21 protein-coding genes are annotated in these 24975 nt (G+C 58.8%); 17 read left to right on the top strand and 4 right to left on the bottom strand.

Annotated features, from left to right (window positions below; translation table 11 throughout):
* Positions 1-156 precede the first annotated feature (156 nt).
* The 12 genes from ACVWVQ_RS02495 to ACVWVQ_RS02440 all read left to right on the top strand — a co-directional run bounded on the left by ACVWVQ_RS02495 (position 157) and on the right by ACVWVQ_RS02440 (position 11514).
* On the top strand, positions 157-918 hold the full coding sequence (locus tag ACVWVQ_RS02495) for a ChaB family protein (protein ID WP_414355624.1): 762 nt from the start codon (positions 157-159) through the stop codon (positions 916-918).
* Positions 919-1071: 153 nt separating this feature from the next.
* A complete protein-coding gene (locus ACVWVQ_RS02490; protein ID WP_011432386.1) occupies positions 1072-2007 on the top strand; it encodes a DnaJ C-terminal domain-containing protein in 936 nt (311 codons plus the stop codon).
* Complete coding sequence (locus tag ACVWVQ_RS02485; RefSeq protein WP_011432385.1) at positions 2004-2285, top strand: chaperone modulator CbpM; 282 nt, start codon at positions 2004-2006, stop codon at positions 2283-2285. Before ACVWVQ_RS02490 ends, ACVWVQ_RS02485 begins: the two co-directional genes overlap by 4 nt.
* Positions 2286-2330: 45 nt before the next feature.
* Positions 2331-3080 (top strand): PRC-barrel domain-containing protein, encoded by a 750-nt coding sequence (locus tag ACVWVQ_RS02480; RefSeq protein WP_457402464.1) that lies wholly within the window; start codon positions 2331-2333, stop codon positions 3078-3080.
* Between the two features lie 271 nt (positions 3081-3351).
* Positions 3352-3777: a 50S ribosomal protein L21 gene (gene rplU / locus ACVWVQ_RS02475; RefSeq protein ID WP_011432383.1), complete on the top strand. Its 426-nt coding sequence runs from the start codon at positions 3352-3354 to the stop codon at positions 3775-3777.
* Positions 3778-3864: 87 nt separating this feature from the next.
* The gene (locus tag ACVWVQ_RS02470) at positions 3865-5082 is read left to right on the top strand and encodes an RNA-guided endonuclease InsQ/TnpB family protein (protein WP_457506709.1); all 1218 of its coding nucleotides are present in this window, start codon (positions 3865-3867) and stop codon (positions 5080-5082) included.
* A gap of 68 nt (positions 5083-5150) precedes the next feature.
* The gene (gene rpmA, locus ACVWVQ_RS02465; RefSeq protein ID WP_011432382.1) at positions 5151-5420 is read left to right on the top strand and encodes a 50S ribosomal protein L27; all 270 of its coding nucleotides are present in this window, start codon (positions 5151-5153) and stop codon (positions 5418-5420) included.
* Between the two features lie 226 nt (positions 5421-5646).
* A complete protein-coding gene (locus tag ACVWVQ_RS02460; RefSeq protein ID WP_457506707.1) occupies positions 5647-7149 on the top strand; it encodes a cellulose synthase in 1503 nt (500 codons plus the stop codon).
* 512 nt (positions 7150-7661) lie between these two features.
* Positions 7662-9449, top strand: coding sequence for an MBL fold metallo-hydrolase (locus ACVWVQ_RS02455; protein ID WP_457506705.1), 1788 nt, complete (start codon positions 7662-7664; stop codon positions 9447-9449).
* 54 nt (positions 9450-9503) lie between these two features.
* A complete protein-coding gene (locus ACVWVQ_RS02450; RefSeq protein ID WP_011432379.1) occupies positions 9504-10259 on the top strand; it encodes an ABC transporter ATP-binding protein in 756 nt (251 codons plus the stop codon).
* Between the two features lie 184 nt (positions 10260-10443).
* The gene (locus tag ACVWVQ_RS02445) at positions 10444-11019 is read left to right on the top strand and encodes a TIGR04376 family protein (RefSeq protein WP_457506703.1); all 576 of its coding nucleotides are present in this window, start codon (positions 10444-10446) and stop codon (positions 11017-11019) included.
* A gap of 198 nt (positions 11020-11217) precedes the next feature.
* A complete protein-coding gene (locus ACVWVQ_RS02440; RefSeq protein ID WP_011432377.1) occupies positions 11218-11514 on the top strand; it encodes a PipX family protein in 297 nt (98 codons plus the stop codon).
* Positions 11515-11581: 67 nt separating this feature from the next.
* On the opposite strand, the gene pheS is transcribed toward ACVWVQ_RS02440, so the two are convergent.
* Positions 11582-12583: a phenylalanine--tRNA ligase subunit alpha gene (pheS, locus tag ACVWVQ_RS02435; RefSeq protein WP_011432376.1), complete on the bottom strand. Its 1002-nt coding sequence runs from the start codon at positions 12581-12583 to the stop codon at positions 11582-11584.
* A gap of 133 nt (positions 12584-12716) precedes the next feature.
* Positions 12717-16103, bottom strand: coding sequence for a ribonucleoside-triphosphate reductase, adenosylcobalamin-dependent (gene nrdJ, locus ACVWVQ_RS02430; RefSeq protein WP_457506701.1), 3387 nt, complete (start codon positions 16101-16103; stop codon positions 12717-12719).
* A 405-nt stretch (positions 16104-16508) separates the two neighbouring features.
* Between nrdJ and ACVWVQ_RS02425 the strand changes: the two genes are divergently transcribed.
* The 4 genes from ACVWVQ_RS02425 (at position 16509) to ACVWVQ_RS02410 (ending at position 22000) form a co-directional block, all read left to right on the top strand.
* Complete coding sequence (locus ACVWVQ_RS02425; RefSeq protein ID WP_457466389.1) at positions 16509-17723, top strand: site-2 protease family protein; 1215 nt, start codon at positions 16509-16511, stop codon at positions 17721-17723.
* Positions 17724-17917: 194 nt separating this feature from the next.
* A complete protein-coding gene (locus ACVWVQ_RS02420) occupies positions 17918-19222 on the top strand; it encodes a M16 family metallopeptidase (protein ID WP_457506699.1) in 1305 nt (434 codons plus the stop codon).
* Between the two features lie 60 nt (positions 19223-19282).
* Positions 19283-20572, top strand: coding sequence for a M16 family metallopeptidase (locus ACVWVQ_RS02415; RefSeq protein ID WP_457506698.1), 1290 nt, complete (start codon positions 19283-19285; stop codon positions 20570-20572).
* A 363-nt stretch (positions 20573-20935) separates the two neighbouring features.
* A complete protein-coding gene (locus ACVWVQ_RS02410) occupies positions 20936-22000 on the top strand; it encodes an o-succinylbenzoate synthase (RefSeq protein ID WP_457506696.1) in 1065 nt (354 codons plus the stop codon).
* On the opposite strand, the gene prfB is transcribed toward ACVWVQ_RS02410, so the two are convergent.
* A protein-coding gene (gene prfB, locus ACVWVQ_RS02405) for a peptide chain release factor 2 (protein ID WP_457506693.1) occupies positions 21997-23125 on the bottom strand; the annotation gives its coding sequence in 2 pieces (ribosomal slippage) (positions 21997-23052 and positions 23054-23125; 1128 coding nt in all). The two genes, ACVWVQ_RS02410 and prfB, sit on opposite strands and share 4 nt — an antisense overlap.
* Positions 23126-23370: 245 nt before the next feature.
* On the opposite strand from prfB, the gene ACVWVQ_RS02400 reads away from it, so the two are divergent.
* Complete coding sequence (locus tag ACVWVQ_RS02400) at positions 23371-23772, top strand: DUF4359 domain-containing protein (RefSeq protein ID WP_457506691.1); 402 nt, start codon at positions 23371-23373, stop codon at positions 23770-23772.
* Between the two features lie 60 nt (positions 23773-23832).
* Here ACVWVQ_RS02400 and ACVWVQ_RS02395 read toward each other — a convergent pair whose 3' ends face one another.
* A complete protein-coding gene (locus ACVWVQ_RS02395) occupies positions 23833-24966 on the bottom strand; it encodes a methyl-accepting chemotaxis protein (protein WP_457506689.1) in 1134 nt (377 codons plus the stop codon).
* Positions 24967-24975: the final 9 nt, after the last annotated feature.

Below are 24975 nucleotides of genomic sequence, written 5' to 3'. Positions count from 1 at the left end.
TCAGTACGGAGATTTCTCCAGGGGGTTCGCGATTCTGCGACCGAGTCCTTTGCTGAAGAGGGGAGACAATAGACGAGAGTAGTAAGACGAGAGTAGTAGCAGGGAAAAGGTTAAAAAACCTGCCTTGGCACTGTAAAACTCAGCAGGAGATTGCGTATGAGCGCTTTTGCCCAAGCTCCCAAAAAGTGTGTTTCCGCCGCCTTCAAAGAAGAGGGCAAGCTGCAAGAGTGTATCCAGCGGCTTTTGAACCGTGGCATTCCCAACGATCGCATCTCCATTATTGGCCGCAACTTTCAAACCGAAGCCAAAATTACCGGGTTTATCACCCGCAAAGAGGTGGTTCTGGACGGTCTGACCAATGGGGCCATCTATGGATCCCTGTTCGGATCCCTGCTGGGGCTGCTCACTGGCGTGGGGGTGCTGTTCATTCCCTTTTTGGGGGCAGTGGTGGCCGCTGGGCCTCTGGGAGCCGCTTTGTTGGGGGCAACGGGCGGCGCTTTGTACGGAGCACTGGGAGCGGGCCTGGGATCCGCCCTGATTGCCTTGGGTATGCCGCAGGAGAAAGCCGCCATCTACCAAACCCGGGTACAGGCGGGCGAGTTCTTGTTGGTGGTGCAAGTACCGGAAGAGAAGTCGGGCGAAATTTACTGGCTGCTGCAGAGTGCTGGCGGAGAGGAAGTTTCCATTGCCGACTTGAACTTGCCCGGTGAGCCAGAGGGAGACTTAACCCCAGAGAGCATCTCGCCGGAAATCCGCGCTGACCTCTCGGAAGAAGCGCAGCAAACCTTTGTGGAAGCCTACAACCAAGCCAAACAAGAGAGCAATAACTCCACTCATGCACTCCTCAAAGCTTGGGAAAAGGTCAAGCAAATTTTCACACGAGATGAGAAAGGGATCTTCTCCAAACGCAAGCCCTAGCCCAAAAAGTTTCCGAAGTAGCGAGAGCACAGTAAAGCGCCATCTCGCCGCTCTGCCTGTACGTGTTCTGGGTCTGCTCCAATTTTTTAGCTGCAACCTTATATCCTGAGAATAGCCCGAAAAACTCTAACCTAACCTTGCAGGGGTGAGCCTATGGCTGCGAGTGACTTCAAGGATTACTACAAGATCCTGGGCGTCAGCAGAGATGCCTCTGCCGAGGAAATCAAGCGCGTCTATCGCAAGTTGGCCCGCCAGTATCACCCCGATGTCAACCCTGGGAATAAGGCGGCAGAGGAGCGCTTCAAGGAGATCAACGAAGCCTACGAGGTGCTCTCTGATCCAGAGAAGCGGCGGCGCTACGACCAGTTTGGGCAGTACTGGCAGCGGGTGGGTACTGGTTCTGCTGCTGGAATGCCGGGCATGGAGGGCTTCGCCCAATACGCCAGCTTCGAGGAGTTTATCAACGAGCTGCTGGGCCGTATGGGCTCCCGCCGCAGCGGGTTCCAGGGCTTCGCCGGCGGCTTTGGGCCGTTTGTTTCGGTGGATTTGCCGGGGCAGGATGTGGAGGGCACTCTGGGTCTCAGCTGGGCAGAAGCTTTCCACGGCACCCAGAAACGGCTGAACCTAGATGGAGAAACGCTAACCATCCGCATTCCCCCCGGTGCCAAGCCGGGCAGTCGCATCCGCGTCAAGGGCAAAGGCCAGGTCAGCCCCTTTGGCGGGCCAAGAGGGGATCTCTACCTCACTCTGGAGCTGCCCCCCCATCCCTTCTTCCGCTTTGACGGAGACAACCTGCTCTGCGAGCTGCCCATTACTCCTGACGAGGCGGCTTTGGGAGGGACGGCGGAAGTTCCCACCCCCACGGGTCGCGTGCAACTGAGGATCCCTGCCGGGGTAGACAGCGGCCAAACCCTGCGGCTGCGGGGCCAAGGCTGGCGGGATCCCCAAGGCCAGCGGAGCGACCTGCTGGTGCGGCTGAAGGTGGTGGCACCCAAATCCCTTTCCCAGACCGAGCGGGATCTCTACGAAAAGCTGCGCCAAAGCCGTAGCTGGGATCCCCGCGCCCACTTGCAGGAGGTGAGTCTATGAGTTTGGCCATTGTGCGGGTAGAAGAACGGCTCTATACCTTCGAGCAGGCCACGGAACTGCTGGGGATCCCTCCCCACCTGCTGGAATGGCTGCTGGCCCAAGGCTTAGTGGAGGCCGAGAGCAGCTACCTGACCCCCCAACAGCTCAGGCGGTTGTTGCAAATGAGCCGCCTACACCGAGACTTGGGGCTTAACTGGACGGGGGCAGCGATGGTCTTGGACATGGCTCAGGAAATTGCCCGGCTCAGGGGGCAACTGCGCCATTACCGCGGATTTTGAGGCTGCCCAGCTAACCCATCAAGGAGATAAACTTCGATGAACCCTATGGAACAGATCATCCGACGTAGCCAAGTGGTGGGCCTGCTGGCCCTCGATGGCAGCACTGCTACCGCCTTGGGCACTGTAGAAGAAGTCTGGGTTGACCCAACAGGGCGGGTATGCTACTTCACCAGCCAGCAGGGATACACCCCCCTGGAGCAGATTTCTCTCATCGGGCCAGACGCGCTGCTGACCTACTCTACCGTTTTTGCTACCCCCCTAACCCCCATCAGCTCTCTTTACCGTCGCACAGTGCGCATTGGGAATCGAGAGGTCGGCTGGATTGAGGATTTTCTCTTTGACTGGGAGACTGGAGCGATTGCCGCTTATATTCTGGGTGGCAGCATTGCCGAGCCTTGGGGGGGGCGCGCCGTTCTCCTGCCTGAGGACGTGGAAGCCATTGATGTGGACGCGGTGGTGGTTAAGGAGGATGCTCCGCAACGGCTGAAATCGGAAGCGGAAGGCTTAAAGAACTTTTGGAGCGAAAAATCTCGGCAGGTGAAACAGCTTATCCAGCGCATGGGGGATCGCCTCAAGGCGTTGGTTGGCCCCCAGGATCCGCCGGAGGTGGTGCGCGTTAAGGTGAAGCAGGTGCGGGACGAGCTGGCCAAAGGGGGCAAGTTCGATCTCTCCCTACTGGACGAGGCGGCAGAGTTTCTGCAACACAAGTGGGAAACCTGGCAACACCGCCTCAGCCGCGCCGCTCAGCGCATGCAGGCTGCCCTTCAGGCTGCTTGGGAGAAGCTGACCGAATAATTTTTCAACCTCTAGCCTACGGTCGCTACAGATGCTGCGAAGTTGATTCTTAACTCCCCTCTCCCTCTAAGGGGGCTGGGGGTGAGGGTCAGCAGCAGGGGGATTCCGTCCCACTGCGCCGTCGGAACTGTTGCAAACCCGTTGGAAATGGCCACCCTCGCCCAACTCTAGCTGACAGATGGCGGCCTTTTCCGCTAGGATTTGGGAGCGCTGTCAATGCTCGGATCAGGTTTCAAGACCCCCGCAGGGCACCTGTACGGCAGGGAGAAAGATGACTTACGCAATTGTGGAAACCGGCGGTAAGCAGCTTTGGGTGGAGCCGGGGCGTTTTTACGAGGTCGATCGCCTGGCGGAAGTGGAGGAGAACAGCCCCTTCGATTTGTCTCGTGTGCTATTGATCAACCACGAGGGACAAATCACGTTGGGGCATCCCTACGTTTCGGAGGCGGTCGTCAGGGCACGGGTTTTACAGCATCGGCGCGGCGATAAAATCATCGTCTACAAGATGAGGCCAAAGAAAAAGACCCGCAAAAAGAGGGGCCATCGGCAACCGCTGACCCGTCTGCTGATCGAGTCTATTGAACTCAATGGGGTGCCCCTAGCCACGGCACCATCCCGTACGGAAGCGGCTCCAGAGTCTAACCCAGAGGCAGCCCCTTCGGCAGCGGCGACAGGGATCCCTGCGGATGAGGAATAAACTCTGAACTCAGCTAGAAATCGCAGGAGCCCCGCACTGTACCCGTAGGGTCAGTGTCGGGAGGAATGCGGAAGTTATGATAGAACCATGACCCAAGTCCTGACTGTCCCCTGCAAGCTCAAGGTGTCCCAGTCGCAAGCCGCAAAGTTGGATGCGACAATGGATGCCTTTGTGCAGGCGTTGAACTGGGTCAACCAAAACACACCAGAAAAAGTAGTCAACGCAGTCAAACTCCAGTCCCTTTGCTATTACCAGATTCGCGCTCGGTTTGGCTTGTCCAGTAACTTGGCTCAGCAGGTCTGCAGACGGCTGGCCGGTGCCCGTAAAGTTGCCCGACAGAAAAACCGTCCGGTCAAAGCGTTCAAGAGAGGCTTTGCGACCTACGATGCCCGTATCTTTTCGTTTCGCGAGAAAGACTGGACGGTGTCGCTGACCACGGTTGGGGGTCGAGAGCGCTTTGAGCTGGCGATTGGCCGTTACCAGAGAGAACAGTTGGCAGGCTCCAATCCCAAATCTGCCACTCTGGTCAAGCGCAAAGACGGTTCCTACTCTATTCAGATCTGTGTGGAAACGGAACCGTGCCCACCGCAACGCACGGATAGAGTGCTGGGGGTGGATTTGGGAAGGACGGATATTGCTCATACATCGGAAGGAGATAACTGGAATGGACAGCAGTTGAACAAAGTCCGAGACCATCACTCGCGGTTGAGGGCGGTACTTCAACGCAAAGCCAGTAAGGGCACCCGCAGTTCGCGGCGCAGATGCAGAGAACTGTTGCAACGGCTGTCTGGCAAGGAGAGACGCTTTCAGTCGCGTCAGCGTTGCGTAGCAAAAACGTGGGTCAATCATCGCATCTCCAAAGCTATTGTCTCTAGGGCAAAGACCACAAACAGCGCTATTGCTCTGGAAGACTTGACAGGGATTCGGGAAAGGGTCAATCAACAGCCACGCAGCAAAGCCGAGCGGCGCAGGGCCAACAGTTGGGCGTTCTACCAACTACGTCAGTTTCTGGAATACAAGGCGAGGGCTGCAGGGGTTTCTCTGATTCTTGTGCCGCCTGCCTACACGTCGCAGACCTGCCACCGGTGTTTGCACATCCATCCCGACCCTGCGCAATCCTACCGCAGTGGAAAGAAGTTTAAGTGTGGACACTGTGGATGGGAAGGGGATGCGGATTTGAATGGTGCGAATGTGATTGCGCTTTTGGGGGCTGCTGTAAACCAGCCTAGAGGTTCGTGGTTGGCTTGCCAACTGCAGGGCTACCGAAAGCCCGCCCTGTACTGCGAAGCAGTCAGGGTCGGGTAGTTTACGTGTCCTGAATCCCGATTTTTTTATCTCGTTTCTGTTGATCACGCAGTTGCATAGGAGGCGTTATGGCTCATAAGAAGGGAACGGGCAGCACTCGCAACGGTCGAGATTCCAATGCCAAGCGGCTGGGGGTGAAGCGCTATGGGGGCGAGCTGGTGCATCCCGGCCACATTCTGGTCAGGCAGCGGGGCACCAAGTTTCACCCAGGGGTGAACGTGCGCATCGGCGGCGACGACACCTTGTATTCTGTGGTCACCGGCATTGTGACTTTTGAGCGCTATGGCAAGTGGCGGCAAAAGGTGAGTGTCTACCCAGCTGAGGTGGCTGCCCAGTAGGGAAAGGCCCAGCTTTGAAACTGCCTGGGAGAGTTTCTTCCGCAAGAGAAGATTCTCGCTTCTGTCGACCAAGCTGCTTGCCGGGCTGAAAACTGTCTGCTCCAGAGCAGGCAGGGTTTTGCTGTTGCTGATTCCTGAACTTTTTTCGTTCTTGAGGATTGGGGCCAGCCGGAAGAGAAGAGGAGCTAGGGATCCCTGACCACTTAGGGGCGAAAATGGCAAAAGCGTGGAAGGCAGAAAGCTGATGCGGGTGTATCTGTTTCGCTGGGCAGGGTTGCTTCACCTCATTGCCGGGGTGATGTACCTCTACTGGCGACTGACAGCCGGGTTGATGGATTTGGGATCCCTTTTGTTTTGGGGGGCAGAGCTGTATGTTTGGCTGGCGGCGGTGGGCTTTACCCTCAGCCGCTATCCCCAGGTGCCGAGAGAGACGATCCCATCCCCGGAGGTTCTGCGGCGGTCGTTTTTCCAGTTACCGCGAGTGGATGTGCTGGTGATGCGCCAGTGGGATTCCGTAGAGGCAACCCGGCAGACGGTGCTCTCGGCTCTGCACCTCGACTACCCTTGGGAGCGGTTGTTTGTCCACATTGTGGATCGGGTAGAGGATGAGGAGATGGCCAAGGCGGCCCGGGCCATTCCCTGCGAATACTGGGCCTGCCCTAGCCCCACAGCCGACCCCCTGGCTTACGCGATGGGATCCCCTCATATCCAAGGGGAGTATCTCCTCCTAGTACAGCCGGGCCATTTTCTCGAGCGGGACTTCCTGTGGCAGACCTTGCCCCGCTTTTACGACTCGCCGGAGCGGGCTCCAATTGTCAACCGAACTGGCTTTGTGCAGGCAATGCTGCGCACCCTAGGCCAGCCCAGAGCCGTTCACCCCCTGCAGCAGCTCTTGGCGGTGGGATCCCAGGGCTACCAGGCGGCACCCCTGTTGGGTTCTGGCTGTCTCATCCGGCGCAAGGCTTTGGAAGGGATCCCGCGGATCGACATTCGTCGCCCTGTGCAGTTGGGGTGTCAGATGCACTGCCGTGGCTGGCAATCTCAATTGGTTCGCCAAACCCAGGTTACGGGTGTTTTGTTGCCCTTGCGCAACCGCCGCGTTGCTTTGCTGGCTTTGTTTTCGGCCTTGAGGGAAAATCCCTTCTGGGGCAAGCCGACCACGCAGCAGCAGCGCTTTCAATACCTGTGGCTGGCCCTCTGGGCTGCCGGTGGGATGGCGGAGCTGGTCTACTTGGCGGTGCCGATGGTCTTTCTCTGCACGGGGTGGATGCCGGTGCCGGCCTTTGACCGGGTCTTCTTCGCGTGGTTTTTGCCTTATGCTCTCCTAGGGCGCATCAGTTGGCTCTTGGCCTTTCCCCCGCATTTGTGGGGGGCAGCTTGGCAGTCGGAACGGCAGACGGGCAGCCAGTTTTTTCAGTCCATCCAGGCGCTGGTGCAAAGTCTGCAGGGAGTGCCCCCCTATCCCGAGCAGCCTTCCCAGCTCTCCTTGGGGCCTCAGGCTCTGGCTATTGTGCTGACTTTTCTGGCTATGGGGGTGGGATCCCTGCGTTCTGCCGGCAGTTGGGATCCCTCTTGGCCTGAGCTGCTGTTTGGCTTGGTCTGGGCCTTCTACAACCTGATGATCCTGACGGTGCGCCCCGACGATCACGATTTTGCCGGCCTTGCCCTGCTCAACAACCGCACCGCCGAGTGGGCAGAGGAGAATTACGGTCATCTGGATTCAAACTAAGGCACTGCGCTCACACCTGAAACATGGGTCTCGTCTTCGCGTCAGCGTTGCGGAGCAATAACGTTGCGGAGCAATAATGCACCGGGTCAGAAGGTTTTTCTCAGTAGTCCGGGTGTCTCACCCCAGACTGAAGCGACTGTAAGGGCTTCGCACCGCTGGCACGAGCGGAGATTCTTAGGGGTGCAGAGCCAAGACAGCCCGCGTCCAAACTGACGATCTGCTCCTGAGCTGGCAACCCTCTCCGGAACCTGGCTGTTGGGATTCTATCTCTCTGCTATGTGGAAAGGGTTGGATGGCAAAAGCTATGCTGGAATCTAGATTGGTATCTTAGCTTGACCTAGAATCGGGACTCATTAGGACTGTAGAGACCCAGAACATAAAACGACGCCGAGTTGATTTGCTAGAAAAGAGAGTGCGTTAGTAAGCGCTGGGGGGAGTCCCTGTCTGAGTTCCCAACCGTTTTTTCAGGCTTTAAGTGGTCTTGTAGGCTTGTAGGTAAAAACGACGCAACTGTGGAGTCAGAGAGACCGCCCCTGCGACTGCTACCCCTGGGTACGGATCCCCGTCAACAGGGCTGTGCCTATTGGGTGGAGATCGGATGCCACCGCTTGCTTCTCGATTGTGGGTTGCCCGCTCCTGCTCTCTTTAAGGCTCTGCCAGGGATCCCGGATGCGGTAATCTGCAGCCATGCTCACTTTGACCATGTGCAGGGGCTGCCTGCTTTTCATCGTCGTTACCCTCAGGTACCTCTCTACGCCACGCCGGTGACTGCTCATTTGGCCGCTGGTCTGTGGGAGTGTGGCGTTTGGCCAGGCTACGACCGGGACATTCGCTTTCCCCCCTTTCGGGCGCTGCCTTTGGGCCGGGCGCGAGAGATTTTGCCCCATCTGATGCTCACTTTCTTTGCGGCTGGGCATCTGCCGGGAGCGGCGGCAACCCTGCTGCAAAATACCCAAACCACTCCGGCCCAAGCCTGCGTGTACACGGGCGACTGTTCCCTGGCCTCAACTCGCTTTGCCCCCGGCTTGGATCTCATTGCTTTGCGCCACTGGCAGCCGGACGTGTTGCTCATCGAGGCTTCGCTGGGATCCACCCGCCATCCACCCCGTCGTCACCTGGAAAATCGCCTGGTGGAGCGGTTGCTCAGCGCCTTGGAAGCGGGGCAAACGGTGCTGTTTCCCCTGCCAGTGTTGGGGTTGGGGCAGGAGCTGATCTTTCTCCTCAAAGCCCACCACCGCTTTACCCAAGCCCCCCAAGAGCTCAAGATATGGGTGGCGCCGGGGCTGGCGGCAGGCTGCAATCTCTACGAGCGCTTGCTCACCTACCTGCCGGAGCCGGTGCGCAATTTCGCCACCTACCAGCCCTTGTTCTGGGAAGACCGCCTGCAGCCGCGGGTTCAGCCCCTTACCGAAGCGGATCCTCTGCCCCAAGGCTTGCTGCTGTGCGACGCCGATGCCGGGCCTGAGGCTTGGGATCCCATCTGGTCGAGATTGCTGGCCCAACCGCAGCGCTCCTGTCTGCTGGTGCGGCTGCCAGAGGTGGAACTGGCTACCCCGTTTGAGCGTTGGCCGGCGCCGCTGCGCTCCCGCATTGCCGTTGAATGGATAACCTGGCACAGCCACAACGATGTCGGGCATCTCACCCAGATCATCCACACCTTTCGCCCCCAGCATTTGGTCTTGGTTCACGCCGACCCCAAGCAGGCTCAGGATCTGGCGGATCTGCCGGAGCTGTGCAATCGCTACCATGTCCACTGCCCTCAGCCTGGGCATTGGCTGGAGTTGCCCGATGGGCACCTACAAACCCCAGTTAGGCTCGCGGAGCTGAAGGCCGGTTCCCCCGCCGAGATCAGGGATCCCGCTGTGCGCTACGAGGGGGAGGTGGAAGAAGTTTGGCAGGAGCAGGGGTCGCCGCGGACTTTGGCGGGGGTACAGGTGCGTCTGCCGCCCCAGATTACCCAGGATCCCCGTTGGCTGGCCTGGGCCGATACCGGCCTGGTGGAAGCCCGCTGGCAGGGATCCGAACTGGTGCTGCGCGGCCTTTCTCCACGGGAGCTGATCCGCCCGGCAGAGGCTGCCCCTTCTCCAGCAGGGATCGTGCCGCGTCCAAAACAGCCTTCTGTATCCAGTCATCACGGTGGCAAAAAGTGCCAAAATTGTCGCTTTGCCCGCCAGATCTTGACTTCCCAAGCCCAAGCCTTTCGCTGCGATCAGGAACGCTCTCCCCTCTACCGCCTCAGGGTGGATCCCCAGGGGAGCTGCCCCTACCATCAGCCGCAGGAGATCCGCTCTTCCGGTTAGCCGTCAAGCCAGGGAAGCCCAAAGGCTAGAATGGGGCAAGTCGCGGTGCCAACCATGCTTGAGCAAGATTCCTGGGCAAATCATCGCCGTGGGCCGGTCGGATCCCTGGAGCGCCCAGCCGAGGCCTTGGCTGCGGCCAGCCCGCCCGTAGTGCAGATGGTTGGGGTGAACAAAGTCTATCCACTGCCGGAGGGCAGTTTTCAGGCCCTCTACGATATCGACTTGGCGATCCAGCCGGGAGAGTATTGCGCCATTATGGGGCCCTCTGGATCCGGCAAATCCACCCTGATGAACCTCATCGGCTGCTTGGATCGGCCCAGCTCAGGGCGCTACTGGCTGGATGGGGTGGAAGTTTCCACCCTGACCGATCGCGATTTGGCCCACATTCGCAACCAAAAAATCGGCTTTGTCTTCCAGCAGTTCCATCTCCTGCCCGTCCTGACAGCGCTGGAGAACGTCATGCTGCCCTTGGCCTATGCTGGGATCCCGGAGCCGGAGCAACGCCGGCGGGCCAAGCAAGCCCTAGAACAAGTGGGCTTGGGGAGCAAACTGCAGCAGCGTCCGGCCCAACTCTCCGGCGGCCAGCAGCAGCGGGTGGCGATTGCTCGTGCCATTGTCAACCGACCCCAACTGTTGCTGGCTGATGAGCCGACTGGGGCTCTGGATAGCCATACCGGCCAGGAAGTGCTGAACCTTTTTGCGGAGCTCCACCGGCAGGGCATCACCCTGGTCGTGGTCACCCATGACCTTGAAGTAGCCCAGGCCGCCCAGCGCATTATCCGGGTTGGGGATGGCCGTTTGCTGGATTGAGAGGGATCCGCCTGGGGGCAGTTGGGCGGTTCCCAGTTGCAGTGAACTTGCCTGCTGGATGGATCCCTGGCTTCCCTCTCCCTTTGGGTGAAGGTCAAAGGGAATGTCTCAAACGACCCTATCTAGGACGGCCCGGCTTAGGCTACTCTAAACGCAACTGAGGGCTTGGGAAGAGGATCCATCGATGAAACTGATCGAAGATATCATCCGGTTTTTGGAAACCCGCCTGGAAGAATTTCTCAGGGCCCACCCTGAGATCGAGCTGCAAGCCCTCGATGAGCAGTTGCGCCAGCAGGAATCCGATACCCTGCGGCTGTTGCAGGAAAGCCGCGCCCAAGAGGAAGCTCTCCAAAAAAGCATTCTCAACTTAGCCGAGGAGATTAAAACCTGGCACTTTCGCATTGAGAAGGCGCAGCGGGCCAATCGTCCCGATCTGGTCGAAGGAGCGCGACGCCGGGAGGCTGAGCTGTTGGAGAGGGGCAGCCAGCTATGGGGTCAAATGAAAGCCCAAAAGGAGAAAATCCAACAAATGGAAGCCCTGCTGCCGCAGATTCGCCAGCGCCGCCAAGAAGTGAAGGCTAAGCTGCAGGAGGTAAAAGCCGCACAAGCCAAAGGCATCGACAACCCGGACCGGAATTTCAGCCCTTGGGGAAAACCTTTCGAGGCTTGGGATGAATTGGAAGAGCAATTTCGTCAGCTAGAGGTGGAAAACGAATTGAATGACACGAAGAGGAAGGTGCGGGAACAGCAGCGGCGATAACGGCCTGACCCATGTCTAAAAACTTTGTTAATTTGCTAATGTTGAATCCAGTTGCAACGGCCAAAATCGAGCTGGGCGGAACTTGTGATTTAAGCCCTTGGTCTCAAGAGCCATAGCCACATCATTTCCAGAACTTTCTCTGGCACCGACCGGGAAGAAAAGTCTCTCCTCTCCCCCAAGAGTGATACGCTATTGGGCATGAATGAGTTGTATCTGAATCACCCCACATTTGGTCTGCTCTACAGCCTGTGTCAGGTCGACGAAAATCAGGCTCTCTTCACCACTCTCTACGCCCAAAGGCTCTTTTTTCGGGTTTACTTCAGGCCGCCGGATAACAGCGGGGATCCTGCTGCCATGGAGGAGTTGGTCTTCGATCCGATTAGCCGTAATGAGGCTCGCCAGCTCATCGAGGAGCAAATGCGCCTGCTGCGCCGTGCTGCCCGCCAAGATGAGCTAGAACAATTGCAGTTGATCTACAAGCAAACCTTTTCCTGAAAGAGGGTTTTCTGAAGGTCTTGCAGGGCTCAGGACGAGGGTTTTGTTCCTCAGATAAGATAGCCACCTAAAACTGAGACAGAAAGCGCAGGTCGCTGGTATAAAACAGGCGGATATCCTGAATGCCGTGGAGGAGCATGGCCATCCGCTCAATGCCGATCCCTGCCGCAAATCCGGTGTAGCGCTCCGGGTCGTAGCCCACCGCTTGAAATACATTGGGATCCACCATGCCGCAGCCGAAGATTTCCAGCCATTTCGAGCCAAAGCGCACGTCCATCTCAGCAGAAGGCTCGGTAAAGGGAAAATAGCTGGGCCGAAAGCGGGTTTCTCGCTTGCCCAATAGGCGGGTGATGAACGTGTTGAGGGTGCCCTTCAGGTCGGAAAAGGTGAGGTTCTCGCCCACCGCCAAAATTTCCATCTGGTGAAACACAGCGGAGTGGGTGGCATCCACGGTATCGCGGCGCATCACCCGACCGGCATGCACAATGCGCAGCGGCGGCTGGTGTTGCTCCATGTAGCGCACCTGCACCGAGGAGGTTTGGGTACGCATCAGGTAGCCATTGGCCAGGTAGAGGGTATCCTGCATATCCCGCGCCGGATGGTCGGCAGGGGTGTTGAGGGCCTCGAAGTTGTAGTACTCCGTCTCGAGCTCAGGCCCATGCACCACGGTGTAGCCCATTCCCACAAAGATATCGAGCATGCGGTCGATGGTGGCCTGCAGCGGATGGATCCGCCCCAGAGGCCGACGGGGCCCGGGCATAGTGACATCCAGGCGCTCTGCTTCTAGGCGGGCCAGCAGTTGAGCTTCACCAAGGGCCTGTTTGCGCTGCTCCAGACTGGATTGGAGGGCCTCTTTAAAGGTGTTGGCCAAAGCGCCAATGGCAGGCCGTTCTTCTGGGGGCAGCTTCCCCATTCCCCCCAAGATTTTGGAGAGCTTACCTTTCTTGCCCAGGTAGTCGATGCGGATCTGCTCCAGAGCCTCCAGACCGTCAGCTTGTTCCACTTGGGCGAGGGCCTCGCTTTGCAGGGTGAGAAGCTGTTGGCGAAGCGTGTCTTTTTCGTCTTGCATGGGGCCGATTCCAAGGGCAGAAGGGATCCCTGGGGTTGTGAGGAGTCCCTACAAAGGTATCACAGGAGGGAGCTCGGTCGCGCCTTTGCATCCGATGGGGTTGGTCGGCAGCAGGGGGAACCCTTTTGGGGAACTAGCTCTGAGGCGCCGAATCTGGCAACAGACACCCCAGAGCGTCACACCCTGCCGGTCCCTCTGCTGCCAAGGTAAAGTTGCGGTCGTAGCGGGCCAGGGCCGCGAAGAAGTTATCTGTCCGCCGTCTCTTTTTGACCTCGGCCACCAGTCGTTCGTAGGTGGGCTTGTCGATTTTCTCAAAAGGCAGGCGGGGGAAGGGGGCATCGAAGCGGGCCAGCAGCGCTGCGCTGATGTAGCCCTCGTCGTCGCGGATGGCTTCGTAGATACGGGATCCCAGAGCTTCCACCTCGTCCTCCCGCAGCTCGATGGTGGCGGAGGTGTTGTGGGTGGTGTAGTACTTCTGAACCTGCATATAGAAGTCAAACTGGGCCAGGGCCGAGAATTGCTCGATCTCGATCTGGCCAGCACCGGGCAGGTTGGCCCATTCTACTTCCACAGGCAGTTCCACCAGCCATTCGGTACAGCGGGGATCAAAGGGGTCGTTGAGCAAGTTCCCGTTTTCATCTTTGTCCGCCTGAGCAGGTACCACCGAGTAGCCATAGTCCAGACAGGCCAGCGCCACCGGGTCATTTTTGGCAAAGGTGATGCGGCGGATGTAGCGTTGGGCTTTGGGCGGGTGCCAGCCGGGAGAGGCGTTGGTGAGCAGCGACTTGGTGCCGGCGGGCTGAACCGTGGTGCAGCGGTTGGGGCGGCGCAGGCTGTGGCGGTCGCAGTAGTCCCAGACCACGCGGTGGACGATCTCCTTCCAGCGGCTGAGGTATTCCCGCTCCTGCTGCTTGAATTCCTTCCCGATGGGGGTATCGGGTCTCCCTTCCTGCCACCAGCGCAGCCATTCAACCCCAAAGGCTTTGACGCAAAAGTCGAACAGGCCTGTGAACGAGACGCCGACGATGGGATCCCATTCCCGCGAACGCTGAAAGCGGGGTTCCACAAAGCGGTGGTGGAGTAGGGCTGCCACCGTGAGGGCTCCCGCCGTGAAGGCGTCTTCCTGCTCCTGCCAGTTCTGGGGATCCAAACGGTTGAGGTGGATCTCGGCCAAGTTGCAATGGAATGTGTGGCCAATAATCTCGCCACAGTTGTGGACAACAAACCCATTGGCATCAAAGCACGCTGGGCCGGGGACAGTACAGTCATACACCGGCTCTACCCCGTCTGCCTCAAGGGCAGCAACCGTCACAGCAAACCGCTCTCGGTTGAGCTGGCGCTTGTAGCCATTCAGCAGTGCCTCTAGCTTTTGGGCTTTGTGCGGTTCCCGAAAGCCGACCCATTCCTGGAACAGATGCAAGTTGTCGTTGGCAATAACCAATTCGTGCTGGGCTTTGCAAGCGTATGGTGCAGGTTGGCGAGCACTGTTCGGCAGCAGGCGATATCCAGCAGGACGGCGATTCTCATACAAAACTGCAATGATGCCCAGCCGCGCCAGCATGCGCTGAACCGCTTTGAGAGTACCCAGATGGCTTTGAGAGAGCCGCACGCTAACCCCTTTCTCCTGATTACCTTGCACGCTGCCATCCGCATCAAAGAGCCCGCACAAGAAGCCTCGATGAAACTGGAAGCTGGTGGCTTCGAGCGCCTCTGTCATCTGCTTTTGTCCGGGCCTCATGCCGAACTGGGCCGCCAGTTTTGCCAACCCCCTGGAGCCGATAACCCGCAACCCAAGCTGCGCATAGTGATATGCCTCTGGCTGGCGGGGCTCGTAACCCACTGCCGTTTGCAAAAGCTGAATCGCATACTGGCTCATTTCGGCTTGGGTATCTTGCCAATAGCGTAATAAAGCCGTGTCGTTCCACGGGGTTGCCGTAAGGCTACCGTCACCCAGCAAATTCCCCAAAAGCCAGCCTTCTTCCCAGGTACCCGCCCCATCCCACGGGGTGAGATCGCGATGGTTGTGCAGCAGGATGCGGTCGCCCGGTTGTAGGCTTTCTGCCGGTACCCACTCGGTGTATTGTGCCTTTTGGGTTTGAGCGGTGACTTTGAGAACCCGATGGTTGCCTGTCAGCCGCAGAGAGAACCCTTCCTTGGTCAAAAGCTTCAGCACAGGCTTGGTACCGGAGTAGAAGAACCCCTCCGGTGTGGTACTGAATAGTTCTCCATTGACATAGGTGCTGTGCTGCTTCCCAATCAGGTCTCTCACCTGGCGCGGCCCATCGCCCGTGTGCACCCAGGTATCGGCTGTCACGCAGGGATTCAGCCCATAGCGCCACAGGCGATCCTGAAGTTCCTCTTCCCCTAGGGAGGGATCCCGTCCCTTTAGCCATTCTCGGGCCGTTCCTGCCTCATAGGCTTTGAGAAAGTCGGGTTTTAGGTCGGGTGGGATAAGGTCGCAATTGGCCCGTGCTACGGCTTCCCCGGCCCACTGGATGGCCCCCTCGCCTGAGTAAAACTGCTTCCGCACGGCCTCAACACATTCTTCCCGCGTTGGTTTGCGGTGAAACACCCGCGTGTGGTTGGCCATGCGCAGGGCATCTCGCTCGGGGTCAATTCTCCAGTTGCCGTTTTCGTCCTGCTGCCACAAGTTGTCTTTGGCGGTGGATCCCAGCTGGTCGTCGGCAGCAAACTGACGAATGCCAGCGCTACGACGAATGTTTCCCGCCACCACCACCACCGCCGCCTCGTCGATGAGCAAACAGCACTCCACCGAGTTCAGTTGCCGACCTACCGCCCTGTTGAGGATGGCGGCACAGCGCTCGTACAAGCCGGGCAGCTTAATGGGGTTGGCTACGCCCCCAAACCCTTTCAGCCGCTCCCCAGCCGGGCGGACATCGCTCAAGTCCACTGTCACTTCCACCTGGCCCCCAAAGCTGGGATCCGACGCCAGCTCCAGCAGCGCTTGGTAGGACTCCACCCAGCCGCGGCGGCTGTCCCCCACCTGGATGTGCACCTGGGATCCCTGCCGTTGGATGCGGGTGTGCTCCTGCCGCTCTTCGGGAGGGGTGGCGCCGATGGATCCCTTCACGTGAACCCGCAGGCGGTTGACAATGGGGGGCAACTGGCGGATGAACTGGGGTTCCAGCACCGCTCCTGTGCCGCAGCCCATCATGGCCAAATCCATCATCAGGCCAAAAGCCTGCCAGTCCACCACGGTGGTGCTGGTGCAGTTGTAGGCGCCGGAGAAGTTTTCCGGCTTCTGGATCCAGTCGGTGCCCATCACCCACAAGGCTCGACCGGAGATCAACGCCTTCAACTGCCGCTGCAGACGTTCTACCAACTGCCGCTCCTGAGGGGTGAAGCGCCCCAACCGGGCAATATCGGCCAAGGTGCGATCGCAAACCTCGCTCCAAGTCTCGCGGCTGCCATCTGGGCGGCGACGGCTGTAGGTGCGGTAGAACACCGGGCTGGCCGCCGGGGCTGTGGCCGGAAACTCGCCTGGAGGCGCGGCTCCCATCGTCTGGGCGGGATCAAGTCCCTGTACTTCTTTGCTCTGTTCGCCTGAGTGGGACGAAGTCCACACCATAGCCACACCCCTCCTGCAAAGCTCCCCTGCTAAAGCTCGGTAGTTCCGACTCTTGAGCGACGGTTGGCAACCCCGCCGACCCAATGCCCAACCACGTTATCACAATCTTCGGGGATCTGGTGTTGTAGGTAGTGTTGTGCTCTGAGAAGATCTTTAAGAGCCTCTAGGGATAGGGCAGGCCCGCTGTCTGCCGGGGGAGCCGCAAGGGAACGGAAGGCCCGGCAGAAGGGCTACAGTGGAGGAGAGGGATCCCAAGTTAAGGGGCTGCTTGTCGTCTTCAACGGCACCTTCCTGGGCCTTCTCCCCAGTGAGAGCTGTGTAAGGAGTTGTATCGTCATGACCAGTCGCCTGCGCATCGGTAGCTTGTGGGGGATCCCCTTTTTCATCGACTACACCTGGTTCCCGGCGGCCCTCCTGCTGGTGCTCTCCTACGGGGTGTTGACGGCGATGGGGTTGTTTCTTTCTCTGCTGGCCCATGAGTTGGCCCACAGCTTGGTGGCCCGCGCCTATGGGGTACGGGTTAACTCCATCACCCTGTTTATTTTTGGGGGTATGGCAGCGATTGAGCGGGAAGTTCCCCGCCCCCTTGGGGCTTTTTGCGTGGCGGTGGCAGGCCCTCTCCTCAGCTTGGGTCTGTTTGTTTTCTTCAGCGTGGCCCGGGCTTGGGCTGTGCCGGAGTCGATGCTGGCCTCAACCCTCACCAGCTTGGCTGCCATCAACCTGACGATTGCCCTGTTTAACCTGCTGCCGGGCCTGCCTCTGGATGGGGGGCAAATGCTCAAGGCGGCCATCTGGGGTTGGACAGGGGATCGGCAAAAGGGTATGCTGTGGGCGGCCCGAGCCGGCCAGGGGGTGGGCTGGGGTTTGGTGGGGCTAGGTCTGCTGGTGGTATTTTGGGGGAGCCTCAACGGCCTCTGGGTGGGGTTGATCGGCCTGTTTATTTTGAACACCGCCCGCCGCTACAGCCAGTACGCGCAACTGCAGCAGGTGCTGGCCCGCCTGAAAGCTGCAGATGTGATGACCCGCCAGTTTCGGGTTTTGGACGCGAACATGAGCCTGCGGGAGTTTGTGGATCGCTATCTGGTGCCTTCTTCTCTCAGGCCGGAAGCCCCAACTCAACCGGCGGAGGTTTATTTTGCTGAGGAAGATGGCCGCTACCGTGGGCTGGTCAGGCCAGAATTGCTCAACGACATCGAGCGCAGCCAGTGGGATCGCCTCACCCTCAAGGCTATTCTCAAGCCGATGGAGCAACTGCAGGGGGTACGAGAAGAGACCCCCATTCCCCAGGTAATTCAGATGATGCGCCAGGCAGAACCCCGCCGCATTTTGGTTTTCACGCCCACCGGCGCCATTGCTGGCTTGATCGACCGGGGGGATGTGGTGGCCATGGCTGCCCGGCAGTTGGGGGTCGTGCTGCCCCAAGAGGTGGTGCAGCGGGTGCGCGATAGCGAAGAATGGCCCCCTGGATTTCAGGTGGAGGACAATCTGGCCGGAGAGGGATCCCCCAGTCTGGCTTGGCAGGGATCCCCGGATTTCCATCAAGAGCCTTAGTTGGGGAGATGGGTGGACAGGGGGCGGCCCAAGGCGCCTAGGTTCTTCCTCTTCCACAAAAGGTTCCCCAAAAGGGGCGGAGCGTTTTGCCTCCGCAAGCCGGGGAGAGAAGACCAAGAAAAGTAGTCTCAGATACTATTTCCGGGAGACCCTCTCCATCTACAATTAAGACTGTTCTCCATCAATTAAGAATTTTGAACCGCTTTCCTCGTCTCTTGCCCGCCTACACCCACCGACTGAGCAACGGGCTAGGCGTTATCGTTCATCCCATCCCCATTGCCGATTCTGTAACCGTTGACGTCTGGGTACGGACAGGTGGACGCCATGAGCCGCCGGAGTGGCTGGGCCTATCCCATTTTTTGGAACACATGGTGTTTAAGGGCAGCGAGCGGCTGGCCCCTGGTGAGCTGGATTGGGCCGTGGAAGGACGGGGCGGAGTTACCAATGCTGCCACCGGCCAAGACTACACCCATTACTACATTACGGTGGCTGCTGCTGACCTAGCGGATACCTTGCCCTACTTGGCAGAGGTGGTTTTGCGGGCCGGGATCCCGGATCCAGAGTTTGAGCGGGAGCGGCAGGTGGTTCTGGAGGAAATTCGCCGCGCCGCCGACAACCCTGATTACACGGCCTATCAGCTTTTGATGCAGACCGCCTATGGGGAGCATCCCTATGGACGACCGGTGTTGGGCACACCGGAAAGCTTGATGCAACTGACCCCTGAGGTGATGCGCGCTTACCACCGCGCTTGGTATCGGCCTGAATCCATGACGGTGGTGGTGACGGGTGGCATCGATCCCGAGCGGGCGTTGGCCTTGGTGGAGGAGCAGTTTGGCGGCCCTGCCGCCGGGCCAGCACCGGCCAGCCCCCCCATCCCGCCCCAGCCTCGTCCCCAAGGGATCCTGCGCCGGGAGAGCGACCATGCCCGCTTGGAGCAAGCCCGTCTGAAATTGGCCTGGCCTACCGTTGGCATTGACGATTGGCAACAAGCCTGTGGCCTGGAGATGTTGGCTTCTGTGCTGGGAGATGGCCGTACTTCGCGGCTGGTGCATCTGCTGCGGGAACAGCGGGGCTGGGTGAGGGCCATTGGCTGTTCTTCGCTGGTGCTGAAGGAGGGGGGACTGTTTTGTATCGGCGCTCAGCTGGAGCCGAAGGATGTGGCGCGGGTGGAGGCGACGATCCTGCACGAGATTGAAAAGCTGCAGCAGGATGGCATCGGCCAAGCAGAGTTGGATCGCACCCGGCGTATGCTCATCCATGAGTTTCTGTTCTCCGCCGAGTCCCCCAGCCAATTGGCGGGCATCTATGGCTACTACGAGACGTTGGGCGGGGTGCAGCGCATTCAAGAGTACCTGGAGCTGGTGCAATCCTTTACTCCGGCTCAGATCCGGGAGTTGGCCCAGCAGTACTTGTCTTTGGAGGCCTATGTGGTCACCGTTCTCAAGCCGACTGCCCTGGATACAGCGGCGGCTTCGGAGCTGCAACTGGCTTGCCGTTAAGCGCCGCCTTGGCGCTCCGGACTCTTGATTTTCGGATTTTGGACGGGATCCCTTGCCTGCATGAACTCTGCTCTGCTTGCCACCCAACGTGGCCGTTTACAGCGCGTCCTTTTGGCCAATGGCATCACGCTGTTGCTGGGCCAGAACCCAACGGTGGAGATCTTGGCTGCCCACTGTTTTTTCCGCGGTGGTAGCCGGGCAGAGCGGCCGCAACAGGCGGGGGTGAGCCACTTGATGGCGGCTGTCCTCACCAAAGGCACGCATCGGCGCAACTCCCAGGCCATTGCTGCTGCGGTGGAATCGCTGGGAGCCTCGCTATCGGTGGACAGTTCTGCCGACTATTTCGAGGTGAGCCTGCGCTGTGTGGCTGCCGATTTCCCGGAGTTGCTGGATTTGCTTGCGGAGACGCTGCGGGATCCCAGTTTTCCTGAAGAGGAGGTGGCGCGAGAGCAGGGGTTGATGCTGCAAGCCATTCGCGCCCAGCAGGAACGGCCTTTCAGCTTGGCTTTCGATCAGGTGCGACAGGCCCTCTATGGGGATCATCCCTACGCCCTGCCGGGGTTGGGACGGCTGGAGACGGTGGGATCCCTGACCCGCGAGGATTTGGTGGCCTATCACGCGGCCTACTGTCGTCCCAATGGAATGGTGATGGTGGTGATCGGCCCAGAGCCGCCGGAGCAAATGGCTGCCCAGGTGGAAGCGGCTTTGGGGGACTGGGTTGTTCCCGGCCCCTCTCCAGAGGATCGGGATGTTCCCCTGCCCCCTCTGAGGGATCCCCAACTGCTGAGGTTGCCCCAGCCCACTCAGCAGACGACGATCTTGATCGGGTTTCGCGGATCCCCTGCTGCTTCTGCGGATTATCCGGCCCTGAAACTGTTGGCCACCTACTTGGGCAGCGGTCTATCCAGCCGTCTGTTCGTGGAACTGCGGGAGCGCTGTGGCCTGGCCTATGAGGTCTCGGCTTTTTTTGCCACCCGCCGGGATCCCGCCCCTTTTGGGGTTTACATGGGCACTGCAGCAGAGAACACCCAGGTGGCCCTGGAGCGCCTACAAGCAGAAATCCACCGTCTGCAGGCCAATCCGCTCGACCTGGCAGAGGTGGAAATGGCGCAGCGCAAACTTCTGGGCCAGTATGCCCTCAGCAAACAAACCAATGCCCAGGTGGCTCAACTGGCGGGCTGGTACGAGATTTTGGGCTTGGGCATGGAGTTTGACCGGCAGTATTTGCAGGGGGTCAGGCAGCTCACCCCAGAGCAGCTCCACCAAGCCGCAAAGACCTACCTGACCCCCCCGGCCATTGCTCTGGTGGGGCCGGAAGCCGCCTTGGCAGAGGTTGAGCTGGTGTTTTAAGCTGAGCAAACCATGAGGAAAACTAAGATCTGGCAAACATGGCCATTTCGATTCAAACGGGGACATTGCGCCCACACCTCAATAAAACACCTAAATAAAAAATGTTGAAAATGTTGAATGCGCAGTGCCGGAAAGCTTTTTTAGGAGCCCATGTGTCTCACCCTGGCCTGAAGTAACCATAACTCTGGATTGAGGTCACGATTGTGGGTCAATCTCGAGATGTCCAAGAAAACAATGGGGATCGTTTCTGAATAGCAGCCCTCTGAGAAAACTGGCGTTTTTCCTTTCTTTATCTTGCTTGAGCTTTTTGTGGCTGGTAGGCACAGCAGATCATCTGCAGGGGATACCCAGAAAGAGGGATCCGTGCCGCTTGGGCGGCTGGAAGAGCGGTTTTCCTTTGCGTTTTGCCCCTACTGGCGTCCCTTTCGGCGGCCCCTGCGTACCCACCACGGACTGTGGTCCGTGCGCGAAGGGATCCTGATCCGACTTACAGATCGGGAGACAGGCTGTCAGGGATATGGGGAAATTGCTCCCATCCCTTGGTTTGGCAGCGAGACCTTAGAGCAGGCTCTGGCGTTTTGTCGGCAGCTGCCCCCTCTTTTGTCGGAGGCGTATATTTTGGGGATCCCAGAAGCACTGCCGGCCTGCCGGTTTGGGTTGGAAGGCGCTTGGCTGGCCTGTCGGGATCCCGATTGGTTGAACAAGGATCTCTCTCTACTCTCTTTCTGTGAACTTTTGGGGGAGACCCTGCCGCCGGAATCTTACAAGGACTCCTACAAGGACTCCGTCCCACTCACGCGGTCGGTGTACAAGCTCAAGGTGGGGAGGGATCCCATGCAGCAGGAGTTGGAGAAGCTGGAGCAATGGCTGGAGCGGTTGCCACCAGGATCCCATCTGCGTTTGGATGCCAATGGGGGGTTAACGCTTGCGGAGGCCCACCGGTGGCTGATGGTTTGTGATCGGCTCAACCAGGACTCGCCGGGCAAGATTGAGTTTTTGGAGCAGCCTCTGCCGCCGGATCAGCACGCCCATTTGGTGGAGCTCAGCCGCCAGTACCAAACCCCCGTTGCTTTGGATGAATCGGTGGCCTGTTTGGAACAGTTGCAAGCGATCCATCGGTCAGGATGGAAAGGGATCCTGGTGGTGAAGCCATCTTTGGTGGGCTCCTGCATTGCGCTGCGAGAGTATCTCAGCCGCCATCCCGGCCTGGATCTGGTCTTTTCTTCGGCGCTGGAGACTCCCATCGGCGCCTGGCACGGGTTGGCTTGGGCGGGATCCCTGCAGGAGAAGACGGCTTGCCCCAGAGCTGTGGGGTGGGGGGTAGGGGGGGTCTTTCCAGAAGGGGATCCCGTTCAGCTCCAAATGGCCTCACCGGAGGAGCGGCTTGCTCTGATGCAGGCAGTGTGGGAGCGCTGGAGCCGACTCTAAACGGCAGCGGCTTGCTTGGCATTTTCCTGCCGCAAGTAGGCTTGAATAAAGTGCATCAGCTCGCTCGGCTCACCGTTCATAAAGGCCTCGACATTGTAGGTTTCGGCGTTGGTGCGGTGATCCTTGATCAACTTGTAAGGATCGAAGGTGTAGGTGCGAATACGCCCCCCAAAGCCCTGAGTCACCATCTCGCCGCGGATCTCGGCCAGCTTTTGTCTGCGTTTTTCTTCTTCCATCTCGATCAGCTTGGCCTTCAAGATCTGGATGGCTCGCTCTTTGTTTTGCAGTTGGGAGCGCTCCTCGGTGCAGCGCACAGCAATGCCGGTGGGCTTGTGGATCACCCGCACCGCTGTTTCCACTTTGTTCACGTTTTGGCCACCTGCCCCACCTGAGCGGGAGGTCTCGAACTCCAGATCTTCCATCTTCAGCTCATACTCGCTTTCCTCTTCCAGGATCGGCATCACCTCTACGCCGGCGAAGCTGGTTTGCCGTTTGCCGTTGGCGTTGAAGGGGCTGATGCGCTCCATGCGGTGGTTACCCTTCTCGGCAGAGAGATAACCATAGGCGTAGGGGCCTTCGATCAGCAGGGTGGCGGACTTGATGCCGGCTTCGGCACCTTCGGAGTATTCCGAGAGGCTGACCTTGTAGCCCTGGTTTTCGGCCCAGCGGGTGTACATTTTCAGGAGCATTTCCGCCCAGTCCTGGGCGTCGGTTCCCCCTGCGCCGGCGGTGATGGTGAGGATGGCACCGTTTTTGTCGTAGGGGCCGGAGAGCAGTTGCTGTAGCTCCCACTGGCCCAACTCCCGCTCCACCACTGCCAGGGATCCCGCTGTCTCGGCTAGGAGTTCTGGATCGGGCTCTTCTTGGAGCAGCTCAAGGGCGCTGACGGCATCTTCCAGGCGATCCTTCCAGCGGTGCACCTGATCCCAGGAGGCCTTGAGGCTGTTGAGCTTTTGCAGGTGGCGGCGGGCTGCCTCTACATCATTCCAAAACTGCGGCTGCGAGGCTTCTTGCTCTAGGATGGCAATCTGTTGCTCCAAGTGGGGCAGGTCAAAGATAGTCCTGAGCGTTGCTCAGGCGCAAGGTGAGCGATTCTAGGGTGCGTCTTAGATCGGCAAGTTCCATAGAGAGCAGCAAGCTGTTTGCGCGTCGGATCCCATCCTAACCTGTGGGCCGGCAACTCAATCAAGGGATGGAGCCCTTCTGTGGGGCAGTTCCTGGCCGTTCCCATTGCAACAGCATTGCGATCCCTTGTCCATAGCAACAACCCCGCCAGAGGCAGGACGGAGTCCTTTGGCTTCTGCCGAAAGATCCCTGTTGAGGTGGCTCAAGCCTATAGCAGAATAAAGAATTCGGTTTCGGAGGCTGCGATGCTGAAGGTCTTTTCCTTGCTTTCCGGGCTGGTTTTGGCGGGAGGAGTGGCTGCTTTGGCCATCACCAATCCCACCTTAGAAGAGTACGGAACCTATGCAGGGAAACAACTGGCTGCCTACGCTACGCGAGAATACTGCGCTCAGATCCCGTCTTTCTTGGTCACTTTGATTGAGGAATGTCATGCCCTTGTCCGAGAGCTCCAGCCCGAACTAGAAGCTCTGTTCATGCGCCAAACCCGCCGGCAGAATTTTATCCTTTTCAGCCTCTACACCACCGATTTGTCGTTGCTCAACTTTGGCCCACTGGGGATCTCCTTGCCCACCTACCACTTTGAAACCCTTGCCGTGGCTGGGCAATTTTATACTTATGAGATTCGAGAGGGGAAAGTTGACCCCTAGCCACCATGGCAACCTTAGGGATCAGACAGATCCAAAAGAATCTCAAACCCAAAAGGGAGGCTAGATCTGGGCCTGTTCCAACAGGGTTTGCAGCTCCTCTAGGGCCAACTGAGCCGACTGGGCCTGCTGGTAAAGGGATTGCACCACCTCAGCGCTGCTTTGAGCCGATTGCAGGGTGAATTGGCTTTGTCGCTGGATGCGATCTGCTAGGCCGCGAATGCGGTTGCTGGCTTCAGTGGTTCGCCCGGCCAATTTGCGGATCTCCTGGGCAATGGCTCCAAAGCCACCGGCACCACCGCTGCGGTTGGCCTCTACAGCCGCGTTAAAGGAGAGCAGGCGAATGTATCCTGCCACCTCCACAATCAAATCCACGATGGTGTTGATCTCCTTGAGTTCGCGGGATAGCTCCTGGTTGTTGTCGGCAATTTCCTGGAAGAGGGTGCGCACCGCTTCTACCCCAGCAAAGGTGGCGGCAAAGGTGGATTTGCCTCTCTCAGAGAGCACAGAACTGATTTCAATGATGCGGGCGTTAAGGCGAGCCAACTCCTCGGAGCGCTGTTGGGCCCGGCGACGTTCCATGTCTAAGGCCAGGTTTTGGTTGAGGATCTCGGCTTTTTGTCGCTCCAGATCCCGGGCATACTGGAGGCTGCGGTTTTTTTCCTGCTCCAGCTCTGCCAAGATCCTTTTCATCTCTTCCTGCTGCTCTTGTAGCTTGCGCTGGGTGGCCAGATGCACCTGGGCCTGGGCCACCAACAACACCGGCACATCCAGAAGGCGGTAGTCCTGGGATCCCAGCTGAACCACCACTGGGTCGTAGACGGTCTCTTCGGGCCGTTGGAAAGCTCGGTCGGCTGCTTGGATGACATCGCAGTCGCCGGGGAGCAAGAGGGGGAGCAAGAGAAAATCCCGGCTATGGAACTCTACCATGGAGCTGATGGGCCGCTTCAAAAACACATCCAGGCCGTAGGGCTTGCTAAGCATCCACTCCAGAATGGCGCGGCGGGTCAACATTCCCCGCACCTGTGACCGCTCGTCCAGCACGATGACTCCTGAAAGGCTGCTGTCATCTTCTAGGCGGCGCACCACGTTCTCACAAGGGGTGGACTCGCTCACCTGAAACTCCACCAAGGCCAAATCGCGCAGCTTGGTGTTGATCAATAGGGTAGGAGTGGGTGGATTTGTCAGGGTAGCCATCACAGGGAT

The sequence above is a fragment of the Thermostichus sp. MS-CIW-36 genome, from assembly GCF_054059035.1.
The sequence above is the reverse complement of the archived record's forward strand: the minus strand, read 5'-3'. Positions and strand labels throughout refer to the sequence as shown.